Consider the following 23,450-nt stretch of genomic DNA (forward strand, 5'->3'; position numbering starts at 1 on the left):
ATGCAAGGTTCTCGGACGATGCTGAAATTCGGGTTTGGTCCGATCCTGGCCTGGACCGCTTTGTGTTTCCTCCTGGAGTGTTCAGCACAGGAACCGGCGCCGCAGGTTCAGCCGGCGCTTCAATCATCCGCTCCGGCCAATGCACCTAGCCCGGCGTCATCGCAGCAGGTTCCTGCGATTCCTCAGCAGAGCCAGGCGGGTCCGACACAGTCCGGTCCGATTGCGATTGTTCCACTCGACAGCAAAGATCCAGGCAGCGCCGCGATTGTCACCGGTGCGCTCCAGGTGGCGAACGGTCGCGCCATGATCGCCACGAACGGGGCCATCACGGCTGGCGCGAGCACAACGGAGGTGACGCTGCCGCATCGCGGAGTGCTGCGTGTTTGTTCGTCAACCACCGTGAAGCTGGCGTCCGATGCGAGCGTGCCGAAGGGCGAAGTGCCCGGGCTGATGATGGTGATGGATCACGGCGCGATGGAGGCAAGCTTCGCAACCGGGCGCAATTCCGATGTGCTGATGACGCCCGATTTTCGCATCCTGATCGGCGGGCCGGGCGCTGCGGACGTGAAAGTGCGGCTCGGGCAGCATGGCGATACATGCGTCGATAACGCGGGCGCGAATGCGCCCTACGTGCTGGTGACGAGCGTCTTTGATGGCGGTATCTATCGCGTGCAGGCTGGACAACGCGTCATGTTCCAGCACGGCAGCGTGTATTCGGTGGTGGATCAGGAGAAGGAATCCTGCGGATGCCCGACGGCTGCGAGGCCGAACAGCAACGATTTTCCTGAGACGCAGAGCGCGGGATTCACGCCACTGGCGCCGGTGGCTCCGGTTGGCGCGATTCCGCAGAATGCACCGACCGAAGCGACCGATACGTTCGTCCATAAGAGCGGCGAGCCGGCGCAGGAAACGGCAACAGTGGTGGCCAAGCACAATGAGCCTCTTCCCCCGAACACTCCCGTCGTGAAGCCACCGAAGCCGCACAAGGTGAAGGTCGACAAGGGGCCAGGCTTTATGAAGCGGATGGGGCACTTCTTCCGAAGGCTTTTTGGGGCCGAGTAGCCTCTTCTACTGATTTTTCTCCGCTGAATCGCTTCCGTAGATGACCTGTCCGTACTCGAGGATTGTGACGAGACAGACACCGCCGAAGATATTGCCGAGAACCGCCGGGCCGAACCAGTGGAAGTAGGCGACCCACGGGGCGTGATGAGTGAGAACGGTGGTAATGATCTCGCAGGAACTGGCGATGCAGTGGGCAAAGTCGCCGAGCCCGACGACGTAGGTCAGCATCCAGATCACCATGACAGATCCAGTGATGGAGTGTGAGGCGGAGACGAGCCAGGCAGCCAGCGCGATCATCCATCCAGCGATCACTCCCGACCAGAAGACGGTGGAAGCTGGGTGGGCGATCGCTTTGCCTCCGAGTTCAGACATGGTGCTTACGAACGTCGGCTCGATGGCCGATGTGTGCGTAGCCAACATGGCGAACGCAAACGCGCCGAGGACATTGGCGGGGAGAACGACAGCCCAGAGCCGCAACGTGTTCAGCAGTTGGCGTTTTTCCTTGAGGACCAATGCGACGGGATACAGAGTGTTCTCAGTAAACAACTGGGAGCGACCGATGATAACGGCGATAAAGCCGAGAGGATAGAACATGCGCGACAGAATTCGAGCATGTGGGGAGTCGTTGACGAGAGCAAAGCCAATCGCAGTGCCAAGGGCTGAAAGGCCCATGAACGCACCGGCTCCGAAGCCGGAAAGAGCGAGGGCGATACTGGGCCTTTGCAACTCCAGGCGGGCGTTCTCGGCAACCTGCTCGTAGATGTCTTCGGCGGAAGGGCGCTGAAGATCTTTCTGTTTCCCTTCACTGGAGGATTTAGGTTCTTCGATTTTGTTTGTATTGGTCTTTGGCATCCAGGATCTCAGGCGCGTACTAGCCGGAGTGCCCGGCAGCAGTTGCGCGTCCCTGGATAGATGCTGTTTCTCGTTCAGATGTGGCGAAGTTTAGGAGGTCTCAGGCAATCACTCGGAGGAACTGCCGGCTGCCTCGGGGACCCAGAGCGCGTGCTGGGAAGTTGCTTTTTCTGTCTTGAAAGCCGGGGTAAGAAGGTAGTGGAAGAACGAAGAGATTGCTACTGTGACTGCGGCGCTCGCAACTGCCAATGTCAACTGCAGGTCCGCGGTATGAGCGAAGTAGATGAAGGGAACCCGCACGATTCCGTTCACAAGGAAAATTCCAAGCGAGTAGGTCCCGATCTTTTCGAGCGTGTGAGATTGCCGGAGTAGCGGGCGGAACTTACTGTAGAGCCATAAGCTTGCGATAACTGCCGCCAGAGAACTGAAGTGCGCAAAGGCGAAATACTTGCCTCCAAGAATCAGGACTGCAAATGCAGGTAAGGCCATGTAGTACCGGATCCGGAAAGGGTAGCGGGCCGCGATGATTCCGAGACACAGCATGCGCATGCGGCCAATCGGAGTCATGGAAAGATTGATGGTCCAGTGGGCGAGGATCGGATTTGCCAGGTGAGTAACGTAGTAGCACGCGAATGACAAGACTACGAGTGAGGGCCAACCGAAACGTTGCGTCAACCTGCGCAAGGCCGGAAACAAGGCATAGGCCTGCATGATGAACGGGATAAACCACCAAGGGCCCACTGGCGGCAGACCAATACGCGGAGCTATAGTCGATACTCCCGCCAGCATGAGAATCAGGTGCGGCGCCGCATCCCTGATCACCCAAAGTGCTCCAACGTGTATTGCGGCTAGCGCGGCCCAAAAGGCAATCACCAGAAGGAACATCGGGTAGAGTTTCTTGACGCGGGACCACATGAAAGAGTGCCAGGATGAGGGGTCATCCCAGTGAGTTTTCGCTAGTCCGTACGCAGACAGGAAGATGAAGATCTGGACCCCGTAGTGTCCGTAAAAGGCAAACAGGGACTGGATTGTGAGGGAGGGGTGTACGACAGTCCGTAGAAATACCCCAAACCGTTCCGGCTTGAAATCAAACTCGTTTTCGCGCACGTTGACGGCAATGTGAAAGAAGTTATGGAAGACAATCGCAACGATGGCGAGGGCCTTCAGGATGGTTGTGTCTTTCTTGTCCAGAGTATCGAGGCGAAGCTGTGACGAAAACACGCCCCGTGCGTAGGACTGAATGCGAAGAAAGATCGACCTCGGATTCTCTTGCACTCACGACCGTCCTAGTTACTGTCTGTTGCACGACCGCGTATGGGGCTGCCGAGGCTCGACTAAGCACTTCGGATCTCGGTGGGGGCCCGCTTACGCGCATACTTGCTCTTCGGCCAAAAGGAGGATTTCGGCAGAAGCAAGTTGGGGTGCAATTTGTTGAAGAGTAGCAGCGATATTACCTAGGGGCAAGTCGCCGAGGTAATCAAGGTAATGTGTCCGGAACACCGCATGTAAAGAAAAGTGCGATCAGAGTTCACGGGCTCGTTCGATCGCTCGGATGACGGCTTGAGCCTTGTTAAGTGATTCCTGATGTTCGAGTTCCGGAACGGAGTCGGCCACAATGCCGGCGCCAGCCTGGACATAGCCCTTTCCGCCTGTCGTCAGTAGGGAGCGGATGGCTATGCAGGAATCGAGATTGCCGGAAAAATCAGCGTAGAGGACAGCACCTCCGTATGTTCCGCGGCGGGAGGGCTCCAGTTCTTCGATAATCTCCATGGCGCGGACCTTGGGCGCGCCGGAGAGCGTTCCGGCAGGGAAACAGGCCCGGAGGGCGTCGACGGCTGTCAGGTCAGGTCGCAGTTTGCCCTCGATGGTGCTGACAATATGCATCACGTGACTGTAGCGCTCGACAAACATGAGGCGGTCGACCTTGACCGAGCCAAACTCGCTTACGCGTCCTACGTCGTTGCGGCCGAGATCAACCAGCATTACGTGCTCGGCGCGCTCCTTCTCGTCATGCATCATCTCGTCTTCTAGGCGCTGGTCTTCCTCTTCGGTGTCTCCCCGCGGGCGGGTGCCGGCAATGGGACGGTACTCCACCTTGCGATCGTGGACGCGGACGAGCAGTTCAGGAGATGATCCCGCAAGTTCAATCGTCTGCGGCTCCTTCGCAGGTTTTCTGGCTGAACCAAGCGGCCCGTCAGGCGTGAACCGGAGGAAGTACATGTATGGGCTCGGATTTACCGTGCGCAGAGACCGGTAGATCTGGAACGGGTCCATGCCGGTGGAGAGATCGAGACGCTGAGACAAGACGGCCTGAAAGATGTCGCCCGCCGCAATGTACTGCTTCGCGCGCTCCACGGCTTTGCAGTAGTCCTTTTTGCTCGTACGGCGCTTCACCTCGACGGGCTTGCTGGGCCCGGCCAGAGGTATCTTTGGAAGCGGTCGGCTGAGGCGCTTCTCGAGAGCAGCCAGACGCTTCACTGCCTTGTTGTAAGCGGCATCGGCGGAGGACAGGGTGACATCGGCGGTTGCGACCATCCATATCTGCTTCCGCACATGGTCGAAGGCAAGAACCTCGTCGAAGAAGAGCAGGCAAGCATCGGGAACGCCGAGTTCATCTTTGGCGTGATAGGGAAGGTGCTCGATCTGGCGAACTGCGTCATAGGCGAAGAAGCCTACAGCGCCGGCCGTGAACGGGGGAAGACCCGCGATACGCGCCGGCTTGTGCCCGCTGAGCGCGTCCCGGAGAATGTGGAAGATGTCGCCGTCGATCAGAGTTGTGCCGCCAGCTTCAGTGATTTGGATCTGGCGACCACGAGCTACGATGCGCTTATATGGATTGAGTCCGATGAAGGTGTAGCGGCCCACCTGTTCGCCATTCTCCACGGATTCCAGCAGGAAGCATTCGCGCTCTTGCCAGGCCGCACGAAGGAAGGCCGATACGGGGGTTTCTAGATCGGCGGTAACGGTGTGGCAGACGGGAACCAGGGTGTGCTTCTTCGCGAGCGCGATGAAGTCCTTACGGCTGGGCTGAATTGCACTGGATGAGGGCTTCACAAATCCAGTTTAGCTGGTGTCTGGCGGCAGCTTAACTGACGGGAAGAGGTGGGAGCAGCTAGGAACGCAGGAGGACCGCTTTGAGAACGGTCCTCCGCGGTCCATCGGTGTGGTTTAGAAGTTTTTTCCGATAATGAGGTGAAGTACAGGTGCAGGTTGCGAGTAGAGGCTTGTCTTGACTTCGAAGAACGTGCCGCGGCGGTTTTCGAATCCCATCAGAATGTTGAAGCCCGTTTGGTAGTCGAAGTTGCCGAACGAGATGTTGCGCTCGCGGCTGCCTGAGGTGCTGAAGCCCTGGTGGATGAAGTTCAGTGCCGGACCAGCGCCTATGTAGGGGGACCATGCTCCTCTACGCGCATGCTGGAACCGGTACACGCCTTCCAGGTTCAACGCGACCATGTCGGTGATCTCGCCCCATTCGAAGTCCGCATTTGGACGGAAGTAGAAGTTCCGCGACATTACGGGGCCGATCTGCGAGTGCACACCGAACATGACGAGTTCGGGGTTCAGGCCCACTCCGGCGCGCGCACCCAGTCGCCACCGACGAGCTTCGCGGCGGATATCGTTCTCGACGTTCCGGACCTGCGGCGGCACTGGAGCGGCATTTCGATTGGGAGACGTGGATGTCGCGCTGCCGCTCGTTGAGCTCGAGGATCCGGAATTCTGCGCCTGATCGGTAACAGTGACGTTCGTTGCATGACGGGAGCCGGTATCGTCGCCCTGATCGGAGTCGACCCGCACCTGCGACCCGACCGTGAGAGCCCGCGGTTTGTTGGTGTCGCGGTCAAACGTGAATACATGAAATTGATTGTGGTCAGAGCGGACGACGAAACTGGTGCGGCTCGATGCAACGACCGTGCCCTCGACAGTTCCATTGTCCTGGGATTGTGAAGAAGCATTGGATTGCGATGACGAATTATCTTGCTGGGCTATGGCTGGCGTTGACAGCAGTGTTCCGATGAGGAGCGATGAGGAAAGTAGAAGAAGACTGCGCAGGGACATTCAGGGGAGTCCTTCGTGTGAGTAGTGTGCGGTGAAACCGTGGCTTCGATCCGTGTCAGATATGAAACCGATTGCGATCAGAAGATTGTCTTCGGCCCCAAGCAAGACGATGGCTCTGATGGACCTTGTTGCGGAGGGGTTGGATGAGGTGGAGTAATCGACGATCTACCTCTGAAACGCGTCACGCAGGCAGATTTCAGAAGAGTGAGAGCAGCAGAGTAGCTTTATGCTCCTCAGGTCAGCACCGGCGTTGAGTGCGCATAATCGAGAGTTGCTTGCGTGCTGCTTGTGAGCGACGCGCAGTTCAAACCGGCTTTATGTTGAGCACCTCAAAAATAAGTCGCATCCGAAGACAATCCGTTCGCAGGTCGAATTCGTACCTCCGATGAGCAAACAGCACGTTCCCCACTGTGCGCGCTCGAAAAAAGGAGGCCTTACACGTGAAAAAGCTCCCTAGGCTCTTCACGGAAAATCTCTCGCGGCGCGGGTTCCTCGCGGGAGCAGGTATGACGGCTGCTGCGGCAGCAGCCGTCGGTTGCGGCGGCAGCGCCGACTCGTCCACCGTTACCTCAATTCCAACACCCTCTATTACCGACGCGGACATACTGAATTTCGCGCTAAATCTCGAGTACCTCGAAGCGGAATTCTATTTGCGGGCAGTTACAGGCTCCGGCCTTTCAACTACGGATACCGGGTCCGGCGCAGGCGATGTGACCGGAGGAGCGGCCGTCTCCTTCAAAACACCAGCGATCCAGCAGTACGCACAGGAGATCGCCAATCATGAACAGGAGCACGTTCGTTTCTTGCGCAAGGCGCTTGGATCTGCTGCAGTCAGCCGTCCGTCGATTGACTTGACCAACAGCTTCAACGCAGCTGCGATGGCGGCCGGCATAGGATCGGCATTCAACCCCTTCGCGGACGAGAACAGTTTTCTTGTAGGCGCGTTCGTGTTTGAAGACGTCGGAGTCACTGCATACCACGGCGCGGCGGGGTTGCTGTCAGACAAGAACAATCTTGCAGCCGCAGCCGGCATCCTAGCGACCGAGGCGTACCACGCGGGAACCATTCGCACTCTGATCACTGAACTGGGTGATCCATACCTCACCTTCGCCAACAAGATTTCGGCACTGCGTGCCTCGGCTGGTGGCGGCGCGGAGACGACGCTGGACGGCTCACACATCGTTGCCGCCGATTCAAACTCTATTTCCTACGACCGAACGGCGGACCAGGTTCTCCACATTGTGTATCTGAACCCCGCATCCGGTTTCGTCAGCAAGGGCGGATTCTTCCCCAACGGCCTCAACGGCACCATCAAAGCTTCGGCTTCCTAAAAAGGAGGAAGGTTCATGGAACACTTCGACGAGAAAAAAACTGGAATCGAGGAGTCCGGGGTGAGCCGATCGCGCCGTTCCGCGTTCCTCTTTGGAAGCGCGGCTCTGGCTGGATTTGCTCTGGGGTCTCGGGCTTTGGCGCAATCAGCAGCTCCGACAGATACCGACATTCTCAACTTTGCATTGAACCTGGAGTTCCTTGAAGCCCAGTTCTACACGCTGGCGACCACGGGAATGACCTTGGATCAGGCGGGGATCTCGACCAAGGGTGGCGGGGGTTCGGCGGGCGGGACCGTAACTGCGAAGTCTGGCGCTAAGGTGCCCTTCACGACGCCTTCGCTGCAGCAGTTTGCAGCGGAGATTGCGATGGACGAGCAGAATCACGTGAAGTTTCTGCAGTCGGCGCTCGGCGCAAACGCGATCGCAATGCCGAACATCGATCTGATGAACAGCTTCAACGCGCTCGCAACGGCGGCGGGGTTAGGATCTACGTTTGATCCCTTCGCAAGCGAGACAAACTTCCTGCTGGGCGCTTTCATCTTCGAAGATGTGGGCGTGACAGCGTACCAGGGAGCAGCAGGACTCCTCAGCAGCAAGACGGTGCTCGATAAGGCTGTCGGCATCCATAACGTTGAGGCCTATCACGCCGCGGGCATCCGCACGCGCATCTTCCAGGCAGGTGCGGCGGCACAATCTGCTTCGCAGGCCATCGCGGCGACGCGCGCCAAGCTCGATGGCACGGGAAGTGACGATGTGGGGGTGAGCGTGAGCGGAGGTGCCTCCACTATTGTCGATTGCGACAGCAATGGAATGACCTACGCACGTAATGCGACGCAGGTGCTGAGTATTGTGTACGGTGGGGGATCCGCAGGAAAGGGTGGGGCCTTCTTCCCTTCGGCGTTGAACGGAACGATTAAGTAACAACACTGCGCCCGCTCGAGAAGTTGTGAAGTCTCGAGCGGGTGCTTCTTTTTACTGGTGGCACTCAGCGCAGCAAAAATGATAACGATGCGCCCAGGATCGATGTAAACACCCCTGCGGCAGCCATCGCCCACGAAGAGACGGCTGCTCGAAGCTCTGATTGGCGGATGAGGCTGGCGGTTCCGATGCCGTGCGAAGATGTCCCGATTGCCGCTCCTATCGCGCGATCGTTGCGAATTCGGGCGAGCTTCAAGAAATACGTCCCACAGGTTGCGCCGAGAACCCCGGTAAGGATGACCATGGCGATGGTGATCTGCGGAATGCCTCGCAGCTGGCGTGAAACCTCGATGGCGATCGGCGTAGTGACGGATTTGGGCACCGTCGACATGATGACGGGTAAGGGTGCGTGGAGCAGCCACGCTGTTACTCCAGCGGAGACCATTCCAGTGATAGAGCCCGCAAGCACAACAAGAGAAAGCCGGGGAAGCATTCCGCGAAGCGCCAATCCATTGCGATACATCGGCACTGCAAGAGCAACCGTCGCTGGCCCCAGCCACCACGTGAGAAGAGTTCCGCCACGGTTGTACTCGGCGTAAGGCACGCGCAAAAGCCAGAGCGCTGCCATGATCGGGATACACGCTCCGACAATCGGAGGAAAGGCGCGCCACTTGCGGTGTAGTTGCAGGGCGAGCGCGTAACAGGAAGTCGTCGCCATTACGCTCAGCAACGCAGGAATGAAAGAACGATTCACAATTGCCCTTCTGCGCCGGGCGCATCTTCAGGCGGACCCAGCAAACGCTGTCCGAGCAGTCCAGTTACAAGCAGGACCGCGACGAAGCTGACGACGAGGCTCAGGCAGATGGCGCCAAACTGACGCGAGAGCACTCCGCCCATATCCATCAATCCAACCGTGAGGGGAATGAAGAGCAAGACCATATGGCGCAGGAGAAATCCAGCGGCGCGATCCACCCATTCCAGCCTGATGATTCGGAGTTGCAAAGCTGCATAGAAGAGCAGCAGCCCCAAAACGCCGCCCGGTACCGGCACTCCGATCCGGTGAAGAAAATCGCCGAGCAGAAAGATGACGACGATGATGCCGACGCCGAGAGCGAAATCAAGCGAGGTCTTCAAAACGCATAATCATACTACTTGGATGATCGCGGTTTGAGGGGAACACTTGATGTGTCAGAGAATCATCGGCTGCAATCGCGAAACACACCTCTGGAGCTGAAAGGCGTGCGGGACCAAGAAGGTCTGAGACCTCTGGGCTGAGGGGTTTCCGGGAGGGTCTAGTGCAGCTTCTGCGCGCGGTAGTTCTGCAGCCACTCGACAAGTTCATCAGGGGGCAGCGCTCGGCTGAATAAATACCCCTGTACGCCATCGCATCCGCGCTCGCGGAGCATCCTGAGCTGCTCGTCGGTTTCGACACCTTCCGCGATGACTTCCATCTCGAGCTCGTGGCCCATCTCGATGATCTTTTCCACCATAACGAGATCGGCATGATTCGAATGCATGTGCATCACGAACGTTTTGTCGATTTTGAGCTCGATCGCTGGCACGTTCTGCAGCTGCTTCATCATGGAATAGCCAGTTCCGAAATCATCGATCGAAAGCTGGAAGTTGCGCATGCGCAGACGGGTCAGAACGTCGAGAGCGAGCGAGAACTCCATGAGGCCGGATTCGGTGATCTCCAGCACGATTCGCTCTGCAGGGAAGTCGTACTTGCGCGCTAGGTTCATGAAGATGTCGGGGAACTTGAGATCCCGCAGAGAGCTGACAGAGACGTTGATGGCAAGCCGCGGCAGGTGGCCGTTGATCCGGGAGAATTGCCGCACTTCATCAAGCGCGCGCTCGGCCGTGGCCCAGCAGAAGTTGTCCATGAGGCCGAGATTTTCGATGCGGGAGATGAAATTATCAGGGAAAACGAGGCCCAGCTGTGGATGGTTCCAGCGGGAGAGCGCTTCGACTCCAGTTACAACGCCTGTAGCGATATTGATCTGAGGCTGGTAGTAGAGAACGAACTCTTTGCGTTCGATCGCGCGGTAGAGATCCTCGTCGGGGATCTCGAGTTGCTCTTCTTTTTGGGGGCTGTCAGGTTTCTCGCCGGAAAAGTTCGCCGTGAGCATCTGCTGAAGCTGGGGAATGGGGAACGGCTTTTGGAGGTGACCAACCACCGTTAGCCCGAGAGATTGAGCCAGCTTTTTCGCGGTTTCGATGACCCGGATGTTGATGCCGCTCATCAGGATGATGCGAGCCTTGCACTGGCGCTCGCCCAGCAGGCGAAGGATCTCGATGCCGTCCATCTCCGGCATGACCAAGTCCAGAATGATGACCCCAGTTTCCGGACCGATGTGTCGGAAGAATTCGTCGGGTGTCCGGGTTACGGCGCACTGCAGCCCCATGGAGCCGGCCAGCCCGGAGACGATTTCGCCAACGACGCGGTCGTCGTCGATCAGCACGATCTTGTCAGTCGAGGACATCCGGTCTCCAGGAGAGTCGGGAAGGGCATCTTCCGCAGCGGTGGCGACGGAGCAAACTGGTCTGGAGACGTGCATGGGACTCAGGTTGAGTGTAGCCCAGCCTTTGTGTGAGCACGGTACCTTCCTCCAGCTGCTCGGTTACCAACGTTGTAGGGCAATAACCATCTTACCGTCAGCGGATTACATCGAAATATCTGTATGCGAGACAGATGTTCCGCTCGTACCCAGAGAATCACCCGGACCGGAATGGATGGAGATCTGGTCTGGGTCCTCGTCCCTTCGCAACCCACCTGACAGCCAGAACGGCACCATCGGGGGTTGAGCATTCCGGGCGAGTACCCGGGGTTCCCATCGTGGTTCGCTGCGGCTTGACGACCCTATGCTGTGAGCCTAGACTCACAAAGGTTTGGGCAGAGATCGGCAATTTCCTGCGCCCAGAGATCGCTGACTGAGGCGCCGAAGCCGCCCAAGAAGGTTGCGGTTTGCGTAACCGGGAATGGCCCGATGCGTCTATGAGATTGCAACGGGGAAAGAATTGGAGAGAGTATGGCACCAGCAACACCCACTATGTCGTTAGACCAGGAGATTAATCCCTGGGAGGCGCAAAGCGCGCGGTTTGATTTCGCAGCACGGAAGCTGAATCTGGATGACGGGCTCTGGAAGCTGCTGCGGACACCGACGCGCGAGATCATTGTTCACTTTCCAGTAGCAATGGATGATGGCCGGATCGAGATCTTTACCGGCTTCCGGGTGCAGCACAATATCGCACGCGGTCCCGCCAAGGGTGGCATCCGGTACGCGCCGGATGTGACTCTGGATGAGGTTCGCGCGCTGGCGGCGTGGATGACATGGAAGTGTGCCGTGGTGAACATTCCGTTCGGCGGCGCCAAGGGCGGAGTCATCTGCGACCCCAAAAAGATGAGCCAGGGCGAACTGGAGCGGCTGACCCGCAGGTATACGGCGGAGATCGTCGATTTTATCGGGCCCGAAAAGGATGTGCCTGCTCCCGATGTGAATACGAACGAGCAGACGATGGCGTGGATCATGGACACCTACTCCATGCACATGGGGCGCACCGTCACCAGCGTGGTCACGGGCAAGCCCCTGAACATCGGCGGATCGCGCGGCCGCACCGAGGCGACCGGCCGCGGCGTGATGATCGTTTGCGATGAAAGCCTGCGCTACCTCAACATGCCGGTAGACGGCTGCCGCGTGATCATCCAGGGCTTTGGCAATGTCGGATCAAATGCCGCCCGCCTGATGATGGAGCACGGATACAAGATCGTTGGAATCGCAGAGAAGGACGGCGGCCTGTCTAACCCGAACGGGATCGATATTCACTCGCTGATCGAATACAAGTATCGCAACAACACGCTGCTTGGGTTCCGCGGCGCAGAGGCGATGCCCAGCGAAGAGCTGATCGTCTCCGACTGCGAGATACTGATTCCTGCGGCGACAGAGAATGTGATCACCAGCCGCAATGCTGAGAAGATCAAGGCCAAGATTGTTGTCGAGGGCGCCAACGGTCCGACGACGGCTGTGGCGGACGAGATCCTCGCCGACAAGCGCGTGTTCGTCGTGCCGGACATTCTGGCCAACGCAGGCGGGGTGACGGCGAGCTACTTCGAATGGGTGCAGGATCGGCAGGGCTACTTCTGGAAAGAAGCCATCGTCAACGAGCAGCTCGAGCAGATATTGCACGACAGTTTCGACGATGTGGTGCGGTATGCCGAAGCGCACAACGTGAACAACCGCATCGCGGCTTACATGCTTGCGATCGACCGGGTTGCGTTCACCATCAAGCAGCGCGGAATTTACGCGTAGTGAATTGGCAGCGAAAGACGGGTCGCTTCGGCGGCCCGTTTTTATCTTTGCGAGTCCAGTCCACCCCACGAGAAGTGCGCGATGAATGAGGCATAGAATTGACGTCGATGGGCGAAGCGGACTTCGTAGCGTATGTCGGCATTCCTGACATCCACGATGGCACGATATTACGAGTCTCGATCAAGGGCAGTACGGCTGAAGTCGTGATTGAAGGCTACAGCGGGTGTGAGCATTCGATCGTGTTCCAAGGTATACGTAAAGTCGAAATGAAAGAGCCGGAAGGGATGCTGCTCTATTCGCTTTCTGAGATGCAAGCGGAGGCGCCCTTCAGGGAATTCGTCTTCACGAGCAATAACGAGGACGATGATAAGTACCTTAGCGTGACAGCGGTGGACTTTCGCATCCGCTCAAGTTAATTCAAGGTTTGGTCTACGAAACAGCGGCCCCGACGTAGTCGCAAATCAGCACCGTCAGGTCGTCGTCCTGGGATTTGGCCCAGCGCTGCACTGCGCTCAGAAGATGGTCAACGGCTCCGGAGGGCGTGAGATGCCGTGTATCTTTCAGCGCCGTTGAGAGCGATGCATCTCCGAACAACTGGCCTGCGTCGTTGCGTGCTTCCACGATGCCGTCGGTGTAGAGCAGGAGACGATCGCCTGGTTGAAGCGGTAAAGATTTGCTTTCGTAGGTTGCGTTCTCGATCGCAGCCAGCAGCAAACCGTTCTCCGCGACCTCTGTTACGTTTCCGTCGCGCAGCAGAAGCATGGCCGGATGCCCGGCGGCGGAGTAGTGCAGCGCTTTTGATTGCGCATCGAGGTACACGTATGCAGCCGTAACGTACTGGCCTTGCGTATTTCCGCACAGGGAGGAATTCATCCCGCGCAGCAGCGCAGCCGGATCAGAAGCGTGATCGCGCTGTGATGTGGCGGCCATTTTGACCATGGAGGCTATGAGCGCAGCCGGAACGCCGTGACCCGAGACGTCGGCAATCAGAAGCCCGGCCTGCTGATCGTCGGCAATGAGGAAGTCGTAGAGGTCTCCGGCGACTGAGGTCATGGGCACATACTTTGCGGCCACTCGGAATGATTGTGACGGCGGAAACGACGAAGGCAGAATCGAGAGCTGGATGCGGCGTGCCAGGTCGAGTTCCTGTTGGAGTTCGCTGTATTCGCGATCCCGTTGCAGCGTGCGACGAGCGGCGACATAGCCGAGGCAAGCGAGCAGCACGGCAAAACCGTACGGCTCCACCCGTGCGTAGTGGCTGAGGTTATCGATCAGCGCGAGAAGGATGAAGGTGAGAAGGCCGATACCGATAACCCTGGATTCGCGGTCGTGGATCATGCGGTGCGACCATCGGACGGCCATGACCGCAAGCGAAAAGATCACCACCGCGTTATTGATGTGGTGGAAGATGGGTCGCGGACCAACTACGAGGGCTGCGACGGCCAGTGCAATAAAGATGGAGAGGAAGACGAGAAGATTCTTGCTCAGCCGGCCCAGAAACCCGGCGTACTTGAAAAAGATCCATGCCGGCACAGGCACCAGGTAGTCCACCGCAGCCCGAATCCGGTGCACCGCCTCGCTGGGCGCTTCGGAGATGCCCAGCAACTCGGAATTCATCCAGAGTCGAATGCCATAGAGGTGCGCAAACCAGGCGAGCGAAAGAAGCAGCCCATCCGGCTTGCGGCGGATCACACACAGCCCGATGAGGATGATGGTGACCGTATTGAATGCCGCGCCAAGGAACAGAAAAGGTTCGTCGTGGTGAAACGCGCGGAGGACCGCTCCAGCCGTCAATTGTGTTTCGAGCACGAGCACTGCACAGATGGTAAACGACTGCCTGAACCTATACTGGCTGCCATGGCGAAGCGAAGCGCGGGTTTGCTGATGTTCAGGAAGAAGGGTGCAGAACTTGAGGTGTTTCTGGTGCATCCGGGAGGGCCGTTCTGGGCGGCGAAGGATGCGGGGGCGTGGACGGTGCCCAAGGGTGAGTATATAGAGGGAGAAAAACCGCTTGAGGCTGCGAAGCGGGAGTTCACGGAGGAGACCGGGTTTGCCGCGGAAGGTGAGTTCATCGACTTGGGCACCGTTCGGCAGACCAGCGGCAAGCTTGTGAATGCATGGGCGTTTGAGGGCGATTGCGATCCGGAGATGCTGGTGAGCAACTTGTGCGAGATTGAGTGGCCGCCGCGCTCGGGCAAGAAGAAGGAGATTCCAGAGGTGGACCGGGGGGCCTGGTTCACCCTGGGCCAGGCCCGGCAGAAGATTCTGAGCAGCCAAGTTGGATTTTTGGACGTGCTGGAGAAAAAGGTTCATTCCGGAGCAATCCGGGAATAGGGCGGGGATTCATGGATTGTTGGTTTGAGAGGCTATAGCAATGAGGGCTATAGTTGTAGTGATGCTGGTTCCCAGGCATCCCTGTGCGCGGTGGCGGTTACACTCGTGTCTGAGGCTGACCGAAGGAGCGCACGCCGAAGCATCCGAAAGACTTAGAGCAGAGACTTGAATCTCCCGAATTCCATTACGTTGAGTAGGATTGCGATGATCCCGCTCTTCCTGTGGATACTGTCGCCGCACTTTCCGTGGCGTCAGCCTTACGGCGAGGCTGAGGTCATGGCGGCCATTCTGTTCGTTCTGGCATCAATCACCGACGGGTTGGACGGTTACCTGGCGCGCAAACGGGCTCAGATCACGACCATGGGAATGCTGCTCGATCCCATCGCGGACAAGATCATGGTGACGGCTGCGCTGATCCAACTGGTGGCTTATGTGCCTCAGGTGGTCAAGGTCTGGATCGTGGTGGTGATCATCGCGCGGGAGTTCCTGATTTCGGGGTTGCGGTCGATTGCCTCCGCCGAAGGGTTCACCATTCAGGCCAGCGATCTGGGCAAGCTCAAGACCGTGGTCCAGATTGTCTCGGTAGTTTCGGCGATTCTGGCGCATCGGTGGTACCAGTGGCAGTTTGGCGTGGTGGTGATCCCGGTGGAGTGGATTGCCATCGCGGCGATCTACTTTACGGTGCTGGTGTCGACCATTTCGGCGGTCGACTACTTCATCGGGTTCTGGAAACAGATTGACGGCGCGTCCAAGAACCGCCGGCAAGGATATATCTTGTCGCGGCAGAAGGGCGTGAGCACAACGCGCTAGAGCACGTTGTGCAGTTTTCAGTTGTCAGTCTTCAGTTCTCAATTTCAAAACCGTGCAGCATCCTGGCTTTCGCCTTAGCCGGTTTTACCGCTGCGGTACCGATCAATTTCGAAGAGCTTCCTCTAGGGGCGACTCTTGAGGGCGGCGGGATCTAGCCGGCCGATGCGGCCTTTGGGGCCGACCACGTAGGGCAGCGAGAGGGCATTCCAGTTGCGGTCGGCGTCTGCGGGTTCGTGGAGCGCGGGATCGGGATGTACGGGATGCCAGTTGCGGCCGTCGTCAGTGGAGCTGTCGGTGCCGTTTGGACCAACAGTGATCCAGATCTTGGTGGCCGGATCGAAGGCTACGGAGGAGCGGTAACCGTGAGGTGGGGTGCTGGCGAGGCTCCAATGATCACCGTCTGTCGTGTAGACCGCGCTTTTTCCGATCCGATCTGGCTCCTTGTAGTTCCCACCAACTGCAATTCCAACAGAACCATCTCTGAACTTTATAGAGAAGATGCCCGCTGAGTTGATCTTCTCAAATCCGGCAATATCCGACACAGTAAGGCTCTGTCTCTCAGGTTCTCCGCCATTGAAGTGCTTGTAGTGGAAGATCCGCGGACCGGATGAGCCTCCGGTGGCGAACCAGACTTCTCGCGGTTCACCGTCTTTCTGACGGAAGGGACCGAGCGCAAGTGAGGAATTGCTTGCTGCAAACGCTCCTTCGCCCGGCTTGGCTTTCCAATCTGCGTCTTCGCCTTGTTCCAGGAAATTGTTCCAGTAGCTGGTCGACTCCGCAAAGTACAGAAATCCATCGACTGGGTCACCCGCAAGAAATCCATCAGCCGGTGTCCACATTTGGATCGCGTCCCAGAAGCCGTCCTTATCAGGGTTCTTGAAGAGCAGCTTCCAGGTATGACAGCCGTCGGTGGTTTTGTAGAGGCGAGACTGGTCGCCGGGGCCGGAGGACATGACGATGGCGGTGTTGGCGTCGAAGGCCTGGATGCCGCGGAAGTCGAGCTTCTCTGCGCCGGGCGGAATGGAGCATGTTTGCCAGACGTATCCGCCGTCTTCGGTGCGGAGGACGGTGCCGTTGGTTCCGCTTGCCCAGGCGACTCCGTTGCCGACGTTGTGGATTCCGCGCAGGTCGGCGTTGGTGTTGGACGTCTGCAATGTAAATTGCGCCGAGGCTGCGGAGGTGATGCTGAGGAGAGCGGCGAGGAGCGCGAGGCGCATGAGAGCTAGTTTAGCGGTTCAGAGAACAGAGAACAGCGCTCTGCTATTGAGGCTCGGGCTTGTGGCGCAGCTTACGGACAGCCTGCGGGAAGAACTCGCGAAATGTGTTCGACAGAGCACGGACTCCAAAGCCCTCGGCGGTGCGGAGGACGGCATGCTGCCAATCGGCTTCGCTTGGCGCTCGCCACGTGTTCGAAAGCGCATTGTTGCCAAAGGTGGCTGCGTAGCGCGCGTAGGCGAGGTGCCGCTCGCCGTCGGCTCCGTAGGCGCGGAACGTCAGGTCGACAACGTTCCTGACGCGCGAGCCAAACGGGGCGCGGTTGACGGAGAAGTAGCGAGGATCTTCTTTCCATGCGGCTCCAAGCGCGGCTTCCATGGCGTTGCCGGTGGAGATGCCGGTGAGGCGCATGCCATATCGCTTGCCGAAGCCTTCCCAGTGCGGTCCGTATTCAGACGGCGTGTCAACCGCGGTTCCAAGCGCGGACGAGAAGATGCCTCCGACGAGGCTGGTGCCGCCGATGGTCGACCGCACGAACCACTCGAGTCTCTCCTCCGACGTGATGGGATGGTAGTCGATCGGATAGCGGCTGGCGCGGTGCGTGCTGTCTTCTGTTAGAGACGGCTGAGCGGCAGCAAGGCACGCCAGCGACAAGAAGAGTGCCAGCGTGAGGATGAGTCGGCGCAATGAGCGATCGGTTGATAGTTGCAATGCTTTGGCGGTCTGCAGCGAAGGTCTTAGTCCTTACGCTTCGATGCGCGTTTTCGCGCTTTGGCCGCGGCGGGCGTGTTTTTGACGAACTGTTTCCCTCGGCGGGAACCTGCAGTCTTCTTGCGGTCGGTGGATTTGCGCTCGCTTGGTGAGAGTTCCTTCCATGCCTTATCGGGCAGATAGCGATGAGTGGTTTTGCCGCGTGTCGCTTTCTTGCCATCGGAGGTATGCCACCTTTCATCGCCCCAGGATTTCAGCGATCTCTGCGCTTTGCTGCGGCCATTCTTAAAACCGCCGCCTTCAGCTTTGTACTCATTGGTGACGAGCTGGGCTTTGCGGGCGCTCCATTGTCCGGGGCGACCACCTTTGCTGCCGGCGACTACCTTCTTCTTGATCCGTTCGCGCAGCTCGGGTTTCGTGTAGTTCGCGGAGCTGGAGCTTTTCTTCGCAGACTTCTTCGAGCTCTTCTTTGCCGGCTTCTTCGCGGCGGACTTCTTTGTGGCCAAGGTCGCTTCTCCTGTAGAGAAGAGAGATGCGTGGTACGGCTGTGGGGCAGGCTTCAGGATTCACTGGATCGAACCGGATCGCTCACTTTGTTGCGCAGGGTGAATTCAGACTCTTGGGGCTAGCGACGGCCGACTTTTTGCGGGATCGGCACCGCCGACGCTCAGCAGGAAAACAAGGAACTTAGCGCGGCCGGTCCGCGTAGTAGATGTCAAGGCTCAGTTCGGGATTCGAAGACGGCTTTCTCGAGCATGAGGGTTGGACGACGATGCAGAATTTCGGCGACACACTCCACGAGGTGTTTCGTGCCATCGCGGCGAACAAACTGCGGAGCTTCCTGACGATGTTCGGCATTGCCTGGGGCGTTGGATCGCTGCTGGTGCTCGTCGGCCTCGGCGAGGGATTTCGTTCAGGACAGCATCGCAATCTGGCACGGCTTGGCAATGATGTCGTGATGATGTTCAACGGGACGATTCCCGCGATCGCAAACCAGCACACGGGAATGCGTCCTTACCAGCTGACGGTTGGCGACCTGGAGGAGTTGAAGAAACTACCCGAGCTGCGCGGCATTACGGCTGAACTTACCCGGAACGATCTTTACGAGGTGAGTCCGTACAGCAATACTTCGAGCCATGTTGTGGGCGTGTATCCGAACTATCCGATTGTGCGCTTCATTCCGATGGCGCAGGGACGATTCATCGATGAAGCGGACGTGACGGAACGCAGGCACGTGGCAGTGCTGGGCTCGAAGGCAGCGACGCTGCTTTTCAATGGCCGGATGATGCTGGGCGAAACGATCACGATTAACGGCACGGCGTTCAAGATCGTCGGCGCGGTGGAGAAGATCGCCGTCGGCAATATGGACTACGACGATCAGAAGGTCTATCTGCCGATCTCGACGATGATGGAGTTGTTCCCGCTGAAGGGTGAAAACATCGCACAAGATGCGCTGGGCTCAATCCAATATCAACCCGTGAAGAAGGGCGATGCGACCGAGGCTGTGGCGGCAGTGCATCGGGTGATTGCGAAGCGGCATGGCTTCGACGTTGCGATGAAGGACGCATTCAACGAGTTCGACACCGTGAAGGAGATGAAGATGATCGGCGCCATCTTCACGGCGATGGACGTGTTTCTGGGCGGTGTGGGCGTTGTTACGCTCGGGCTTGGCGCGGTGGGCATCATCAACATCATGCTGGTGTCCGTGACGGAGCGGACCAGCGAGATCGGCCTGCGGAAAGCGCTCGGCGCGACCAAGAAGAGCATCCTGGGGCAGTTCTTCTGGGAGGGCTTGTTGCTTACGGGTGTGAGCGGCGGTCTGGGCATTGTGGGCTCCGCGGGGTTGATGAAGCTGCTTAATTTCATGCTGACCGGAAAGATGCCGGGTTGGGATCCGCCGCGGCTCGTGCCGTGGTCAGCGGCGCTTGCGATGATTTGCCTCATGCTCAGCGGGATCGCGGCCGGGCTTTATCCAGCGAGCAAGGCGGCGGCGCTGGATCCGGTGGAGGCGCTGAGAAGGGAATGAAAAGCAGCTTTCAGCCATCAGCTTTCAGCTCTCAGCGTTGGGTGTGCAATTGAGGGCCGGCGTGAAAAGGCGGCTGAAGGCTGATAGCTGACGGCTGAAAGCTGGGGTGACACATGCTGAGAGACATTTTCGGTCAGGCTTGGGAAGCGATGCTGTACAACCGGCGTCGCACGGCGATCACGATGATCGGGATGGCGTGGGGTATCGCCACGGTGGTGCTGCTGCTGGCGTATGGCGCGGGGTTCACGCGGGCGATTGAGGCGATCTTCGCGCAGTGGGGAACTAACATCATCGGCACATTTCCCGGGCGCACCAGCGAGCAGGCGGGCGGCGAGAAGTCGGGAGCGAAGGTGCGCTTCACCATTGACGACGTTGACCGGATCAGCGCGGCGGTTCCGGGCATCAACCATATTTCTCCCATCGCATTCAAAGACGTTGTGGTGCAGAACGATCTGCACTCGTACACGTGGACCATCAATGGCGTGCGGTCGGTTTTCCAGGACATCTGGAATTTGGATACGGACGCGGGCCGCTTCTTTAACGGGCAGGAAGAACAGCAGCGCGCGCACGTGTGCGTTATCGGCTCGGAGGCGAAGACGAAGCTCTTCTCCGGCGGATGGGCTATCGGCGAAACCATCCGGCTCAACGGAGTGCTCTTCACCATTGTGGGGGTGCTGAGCCCGAAGATGCAGGAGGGCGGCGACGGCAACGACCGCAACCGGCAGATTTACATTCCGTTCAGCACGATGAGCGACCTGACGGATACAAAATACCTGGGCGGAATCTGGTTCAACTACACGGGCAACTATCAGCTTGCCGAGCAGAATTTGCGAGCGACACTTGGTGCCGCACACAAGTTCAGGCCGACGGATCACAACGCAATCTACGTTGCCAATTTGATGACGCAACTGCACCAGTTCAGCATTCTGTCGCTGGCGCTGCAGGTGCTGCTGTCGCTGGTGGGCGCGCTGACGCTGGGCATCGCAGGCATCGGGCTGATGAACATCATGCTGGTAGCGGTGCAGCAGCGGACGCGCGAGATCGGCGTGGAGAAGGCGCTGGGCGCGCAGCGGCTTCACATTCTGACGCAGTTCCTTTCTGAGGCGATGGTGATCACGGGTGTTGGCGGATTGAGCGGTATCGGACTGGCGTACCTGATCTCTGTGCTGGTCGGGCGCATTCCGTTCTACAGCGAGATTGCGACCCATGCAGAGGACGCTGATATTCGACTGCTGATTTCACCGACGTCGGTGGTTGTGGCTACGGGAATTCTGATCGTGACGGGCCTGGTGAGCGGGATGATCCCGGCGATACGGGCAGCGAATCTCGATCCGATCGAGGCTTTGCGGTACGAGTAGGTTGGTTCGGTTCTTCGATTCATGTCGACGATCCCGCTCATCGCAACTGCGCGATGAACGGGGGACAGAACCGGTGGGTGTCCGATTTCGCACGGTGTGTACCCCCGCCCCCCTCCCTATATAGCTTGTAAACAAGTGCTTTGTTTTGTTCGGTCTGCAGCTCAGGGTTCGCTGCAAGTGTATCTCCGGATTGAAGTTAGCCGTAAGTGTATCTCTCCAAAGGTGTTGCAGAACCTGTCGTGTGCCGCCACGTCTCATCCAGCACTGACCAGCACCCTGGGCTGTGGATAGGTCTGAAGGAGGACATTGGCTGGCTGGCACCTTGATCTGATTATGCGCTTCGGACACATAATTCACTGCAAAATGCCAGCATGGCGTTTCTTGCGTGGAATGAATGGTATACGGATAAGCGCTTCTTCTCGCAGCTTGACCTCGCGAGATTTCATGCGAGTTCGGGAGTAAGCCGGTTCGTCTCAGGGCCCGACTTTGCGCAGCAGGGTTTGGAATCGCTCGTCGCCACGCACGAGTTGCCATCGTGGATCGACGGCGGCCCAGACCATCCAGTTGGTTCTCTCTTCCAAGCCGCGATCGAGGAGCTGCAGGGTTTGTTCCTTCTCGCCGAGGCCGCTGTGAACGAGGGCGATGGCATAAGAACTCACATATCGATGCGCGGATGTCGCGTTCAGGTCTGCGAGCGCCTGGCGAGCCTCGACCGACTTTCCCCAGCGGCCATACACCCATCCGGCTGCAGCAATTGCGACCGGCCATCCGGGCAGCGCCTTTTGCACCTGTTGAAACTCGCCGATTGCCTCCGGATACATGCCCTTCTCTTCGTAGGCCCGTCCGAGCCATAGATGGGCCAGGGGGAAACCGGGGTCCCTGGCGAGGGTTTCGCGCAGGCTTCTGATTGCGCCGTCGTAGTTGCCGGCATAGTAAAGCGAGAACCCTTCGTCAGTACTGATCGGCAGCGAAAGCGGATCCAACTCGCGCGCTTTTCTGATTTCGACGAGTGCATCGTTCCAGCGCTGCCGCGCGGTGAGGTAGACACCGTACCAGTCGTGGGCAAGGGCATAGTTCGGATTCAGCTCGATTGCTTTGCGGAACTCTGTTTCGGCAGCCTGCCAGTCGCGGGCGTAGTAGAGGTCGTAGTACGCAAGCGAGGCATGCGGTTCGGCGAGCGAGCTATCAAGCTCCAAGGCTTTCTGAGCCGCGAGGCGGGCGTTGGGGAATGTTTCTTCCGGCGAACGCGCATTGAGGTATCCGAGTGTCGTATGGCAATCGGCGAGAGCTGAATAGGCCTGGGCGAAGTTCGGGTCGATGCGGATAGCCGACTCAAAGTGCTGGATCGCCTCGAGGATAGCCGGCTCTCGTCTGAGATTCCATGCGTAGCGTCCGCGCAGATACTCTGCGTAGGCTTCCTGATTAAGAGGCCGGGGCTGCGCTGCCGCAGGGGTTTGCAGGGCGAGTTGAATGCGCAACTCACGTGCCACCGCGGCTGCAATGTCGGTTTGGACCGCGAGGATGTCGGAGACGTCGCGCTCGTACGAGTCGGCCCAGAGATGCTGATCAGTGGACGCGCGGATGAGTTGCGCTGTGATGCGGACCCGGTTGCCTGAGCGCGCTACGGCACCCTCTACGATGGCGTCGACGCCGAGTTCGCCGGCGATGTTCTTGAGGTTTCCCTTCGCATGCTTGTACTGCATGCTCGAGGTGCGGGAGATGACGCGGACTCCGCCCATCCTGGCCAGTTCGGTGACCAGTTCATCGGTGACTCCGTCGACGAAGTAATCCTGAGCCGGATCGGCCGAAAGGTTGTCGAATGGAAGCACCGCAATTGCCTTGATCGCAGGTGGGTGCAAGTCGCGCCGTGCATACCAGAGTGCGCCGAGAGCCGCTGCGACCGCAACCATAACCAGAGCTGCGGCGGCGACCCACTTTCGGATTCTGGGCGGAGTGGCAGGAAGAGTGGAGTCTGGCCGGGGATCAGGACTTGAGTTTGGGTGCGGAACTTCCTCTGGGGTCGCCACGGCGCCCGGTCGCGTGACCTCAACGGTGGGGATGAAGCGGTATCCTTTGCCGACGACGGTTTGGATGTACGCAGGATTTTCCGGTGTGTCGCGAAGGCACATCCGGATCTTGCGGATGGCGGTGTTGATGCCCTGGTCGGCATCGAGGTGGACGCCTTCTCCCCAGAGACGGCTCACCACCTCCTCCCTCGTCACGAGCTCGCCCTGTCGTGAGACGAGCAGGATGAGCAGCTCCATGGGCAGGCGTTCCAACCTGAGGGAGCGGCCGTTGCGACGAATCTCAAAGCGTCCGACGTCGAGTTCGATGTCGTTGAAGCGAAGAGTCGGACCGGGCATTGAGCTTTCTCCGCCGGGGGGTGACGGATATTAGAGCACGCTGAAGCTACTCATACAAATGAATTTGCCGGTACATCCAATGTTGATCCGGAATACAGGTCGGATCC

At 58.6% G+C, this 23,450-nt stretch carries 21 protein-coding genes; 9 read left to right on the forward strand and 12 right to left on the reverse strand.

Going from position 1 to position 23,450, the window contains the following annotated elements; translation table 11 throughout:
- Positions 1–1,062 carry a hypothetical protein gene (locus DHV10_RS20985; RefSeq protein WP_109488380.1) on the forward strand — a complete coding sequence of 354 codons (1,062 nt, stop codon included), beginning with the start codon at positions 1–3 and terminating at the stop codon, positions 1,060–1,062.
- Positions 1,063–1,068: 6 nt separating this feature from the next.
- On the opposite strand, the gene DHV10_RS20990 is transcribed toward DHV10_RS20985, so the two are convergent.
- From DHV10_RS20990 to DHV10_RS21005, 4 genes are all read right to left on the reverse strand, one after another.
- A complete protein-coding gene (locus tag DHV10_RS20990) occupies positions 1,069–1,914 on the reverse strand; it encodes a formate/nitrite transporter family protein (protein WP_109488381.1) in 846 nt (281 codons plus the stop codon).
- A 108-nt stretch (positions 1,915–2,022) separates the two neighbouring features.
- Complete coding sequence (locus DHV10_RS20995; protein ID WP_109488382.1) at positions 2,023–3,189, reverse strand: acyltransferase family protein; 1,167 nt, start codon at positions 3,187–3,189, stop codon at positions 2,023–2,025.
- Between the two features lie 246 nt (positions 3,190–3,435).
- A complete protein-coding gene (gene trpE / locus DHV10_RS21000; RefSeq protein WP_239461966.1) occupies positions 3,436–4,968 on the reverse strand; it encodes an anthranilate synthase component I in 1,533 nt (510 codons plus the stop codon).
- A 114-nt stretch (positions 4,969–5,082) separates the two neighbouring features.
- On the reverse strand, positions 5,083–5,970 hold the full coding sequence (locus DHV10_RS21005; protein WP_109488383.1) for a hypothetical protein: 888 nt from the start codon (positions 5,968–5,970) through the stop codon (positions 5,083–5,085).
- 440 nt (positions 5,971–6,410) lie between these two features.
- Here DHV10_RS21005 and DHV10_RS21010 point away from each other — a divergent pair, with 440 nt between their 5' ends.
- Both DHV10_RS21010 and DHV10_RS21015 read left to right on the forward strand, forming a co-directional pair.
- Positions 6,411–7,301: a ferritin-like domain-containing protein gene (locus DHV10_RS21010; protein WP_162601730.1), complete on the forward strand. Its 891-nt coding sequence runs from the start codon at positions 6,411–6,413 to the stop codon at positions 7,299–7,301.
- A 15-nt stretch (positions 7,302–7,316) separates the two neighbouring features.
- Positions 7,317–8,222, forward strand: a complete 906-nt coding sequence (locus DHV10_RS21015) for a ferritin-like domain-containing protein (protein ID WP_109488385.1) — start codon at positions 7,317–7,319, stop codon at positions 8,220–8,222.
- A 64-nt stretch (positions 8,223–8,286) separates the two neighbouring features.
- Here DHV10_RS21015 and DHV10_RS21020 read toward each other — a convergent pair whose 3' ends face one another.
- The 3 genes from DHV10_RS21020 to DHV10_RS21030 all read right to left on the reverse strand — a co-directional run bounded on the left by DHV10_RS21020 (position 8,287) and on the right by DHV10_RS21030 (position 10,702).
- Positions 8,287–8,973: an LrgB family protein gene (locus DHV10_RS21020; protein WP_109488386.1), complete on the reverse strand. Its 687-nt coding sequence runs from the start codon at positions 8,971–8,973 to the stop codon at positions 8,287–8,289.
- A complete protein-coding gene (locus DHV10_RS21025) occupies positions 8,970–9,353 on the reverse strand; it encodes a CidA/LrgA family protein (RefSeq protein WP_109488387.1) in 384 nt (127 codons plus the stop codon). The genes DHV10_RS21020 and DHV10_RS21025 overlap by 4 nt, the downstream gene beginning before the upstream one ends.
- A gap of 158 nt (positions 9,354–9,511) precedes the next feature.
- Complete coding sequence (locus tag DHV10_RS21030) at positions 9,512–10,702, reverse strand: EAL domain-containing protein (RefSeq protein WP_162601731.1); 1,191 nt, start codon at positions 10,700–10,702, stop codon at positions 9,512–9,514.
- Between the two features lie 546 nt (positions 10,703–11,248).
- Between DHV10_RS21030 and DHV10_RS21035 the strand changes: the two genes are divergently transcribed.
- Positions 11,249–12,526 carry a Glu/Leu/Phe/Val family dehydrogenase gene (locus tag DHV10_RS21035; protein WP_109488389.1) on the forward strand — a complete coding sequence of 426 codons (1,278 nt, stop codon included), beginning with the start codon at positions 11,249–11,251 and terminating at the stop codon, positions 12,524–12,526.
- Positions 12,527–12,624: 98 nt separating this feature from the next.
- A complete protein-coding gene (locus DHV10_RS21040; RefSeq protein WP_162601732.1) occupies positions 12,625–12,942 on the forward strand; it encodes a hypothetical protein in 318 nt (105 codons plus the stop codon).
- A gap of 13 nt (positions 12,943–12,955) precedes the next feature.
- Here DHV10_RS21040 and DHV10_RS21045 read toward each other — a convergent pair whose 3' ends face one another.
- A complete protein-coding gene (locus DHV10_RS21045; protein ID WP_239461967.1) occupies positions 12,956–14,335 on the reverse strand; it encodes a PP2C family protein-serine/threonine phosphatase in 1,380 nt (459 codons plus the stop codon).
- Between the two features lie 48 nt (positions 14,336–14,383).
- Between DHV10_RS21045 and DHV10_RS21050 the strand changes: the two genes are divergently transcribed.
- Together DHV10_RS21050 and pgsA are read left to right on the forward strand one after the other, a co-directional pair.
- Positions 14,384–14,860, forward strand: coding sequence for an NUDIX hydrolase (locus DHV10_RS21050; protein WP_109488392.1), 477 nt, complete (start codon positions 14,384–14,386; stop codon positions 14,858–14,860).
- A 165-nt stretch (positions 14,861–15,025) separates the two neighbouring features.
- Positions 15,026–15,670 carry a CDP-diacylglycerol--glycerol-3-phosphate 3-phosphatidyltransferase gene (gene pgsA, locus DHV10_RS21055; RefSeq protein WP_109488393.1) on the forward strand — a complete coding sequence of 215 codons (645 nt, stop codon included), beginning with the start codon at positions 15,026–15,028 and terminating at the stop codon, positions 15,668–15,670.
- Between the two features lie 122 nt (positions 15,671–15,792).
- On the opposite strand, the gene DHV10_RS21060 is transcribed toward pgsA, so the two are convergent.
- The 3 genes from DHV10_RS21060 to DHV10_RS21070 are packed head-to-tail and all read right to left on the reverse strand — an operon-like array spanning position 15,793 to position 18,102.
- On the reverse strand, positions 15,793–16,887 hold the full coding sequence (locus tag DHV10_RS21060; RefSeq protein WP_109488394.1) for a beta propeller repeat protein: 1,095 nt from the start codon (positions 16,885–16,887) through the stop codon (positions 15,793–15,795).
- Between the two features lie 43 nt (positions 16,888–16,930).
- Complete coding sequence (locus DHV10_RS21065) at positions 16,931–17,572, reverse strand: hypothetical protein (protein WP_109488395.1); 642 nt, start codon at positions 17,570–17,572, stop codon at positions 16,931–16,933.
- Between the two features lie 50 nt (positions 17,573–17,622).
- Positions 17,623–18,102: a hypothetical protein gene (locus DHV10_RS21070; RefSeq protein ID WP_109488396.1), complete on the reverse strand. Its 480-nt coding sequence runs from the start codon at positions 18,100–18,102 to the stop codon at positions 17,623–17,625.
- Positions 18,103–18,308: 206 nt separating this feature from the next.
- On the opposite strand from DHV10_RS21070, the gene DHV10_RS21075 reads away from it, so the two are divergent.
- On the forward strand, positions 18,309–19,622 hold the full coding sequence (locus tag DHV10_RS21075; RefSeq protein WP_239461968.1) for an ABC transporter permease: 1,314 nt from the start codon (positions 18,309–18,311) through the stop codon (positions 19,620–19,622).
- Positions 19,623–19,735: 113 nt separating this feature from the next.
- On the forward strand, positions 19,736–20,980 hold the full coding sequence (locus tag DHV10_RS21080) for an ABC transporter permease (RefSeq protein ID WP_109488397.1): 1,245 nt from the start codon (positions 19,736–19,738) through the stop codon (positions 20,978–20,980).
- 473 nt (positions 20,981–21,453) lie between these two features.
- On the opposite strand, the gene DHV10_RS21085 is transcribed toward DHV10_RS21080, so the two are convergent.
- Positions 21,454–23,343: a tetratricopeptide repeat protein gene (locus DHV10_RS21085; RefSeq protein ID WP_109488398.1), complete on the reverse strand. Its 1,890-nt coding sequence runs from the start codon at positions 23,341–23,343 to the stop codon at positions 21,454–21,456.
- Positions 23,344–23,450: the final 107 nt, after the last annotated feature.

Source organism: Occallatibacter savannae (assembly GCF_003131205.1).
In the GTDB taxonomy this organism is placed as follows: Bacteria; Acidobacteriota; Terriglobia; order Terriglobales; family Acidobacteriaceae; genus Telmatobacter; species Telmatobacter savannae.

Coding starts and splice junctions, on each gene's coding strand:
- DHV10_RS21015 (WP_109488385.1), top strand. CDS start 7,317: ATGGAACACTTCGACGAGAAAAAAACTGGAATCGAGGAGTCCGGGGTG.
- DHV10_RS21080 (WP_109488397.1), top strand. CDS start 19,736: ATGCTGAGAGACATTTTCGGTCAGGCTTGGGAAGCGATGCTGTACAAC.
- DHV10_RS21085 (WP_109488398.1), bottom strand. CDS start 23,343: ATGCCCGGTCCGACTCTTCGCTTCAACGACATCGAACTCGACGTCGGA.
- DHV10_RS20990 (WP_109488381.1), bottom strand. CDS start 1,914: ATGCCAAAGACCAATACAAACAAAATCGAAGAACCTAAATCCTCCAGT.
- DHV10_RS21050 (WP_109488392.1), top strand. CDS start 14,384: ATGGCGAAGCGAAGCGCGGGTTTGCTGATGTTCAGGAAGAAGGGTGCA.
- DHV10_RS21030 (WP_162601731.1), bottom strand. CDS start 10,702: ATGTCCTCGACTGACAAGATCGTGCTGATCGACGACGACCGCGTCGTT.
- DHV10_RS21060 (WP_109488394.1), bottom strand. CDS start 16,887: ATGCGCCTCGCGCTCCTCGCCGCTCTCCTCAGCATCACCTCCGCAGCC.
- DHV10_RS20985 (WP_109488380.1), top strand. CDS start 1: ATGCAAGGTTCTCGGACGATGCTGAAATTCGGGTTTGGTCCGATCCTG.
- DHV10_RS21005 (WP_109488383.1), bottom strand. CDS start 5,970: ATGTCCCTGCGCAGTCTTCTTCTACTTTCCTCATCGCTCCTCATCGGA.
- DHV10_RS21035 (WP_109488389.1), top strand. CDS start 11,249: ATGGCACCAGCAACACCCACTATGTCGTTAGACCAGGAGATTAATCCC.
- DHV10_RS21075 (WP_239461968.1), top strand. CDS start 18,309: ATGTCAAGGCTCAGTTCGGGATTCGAAGACGGCTTTCTCGAGCATGAG.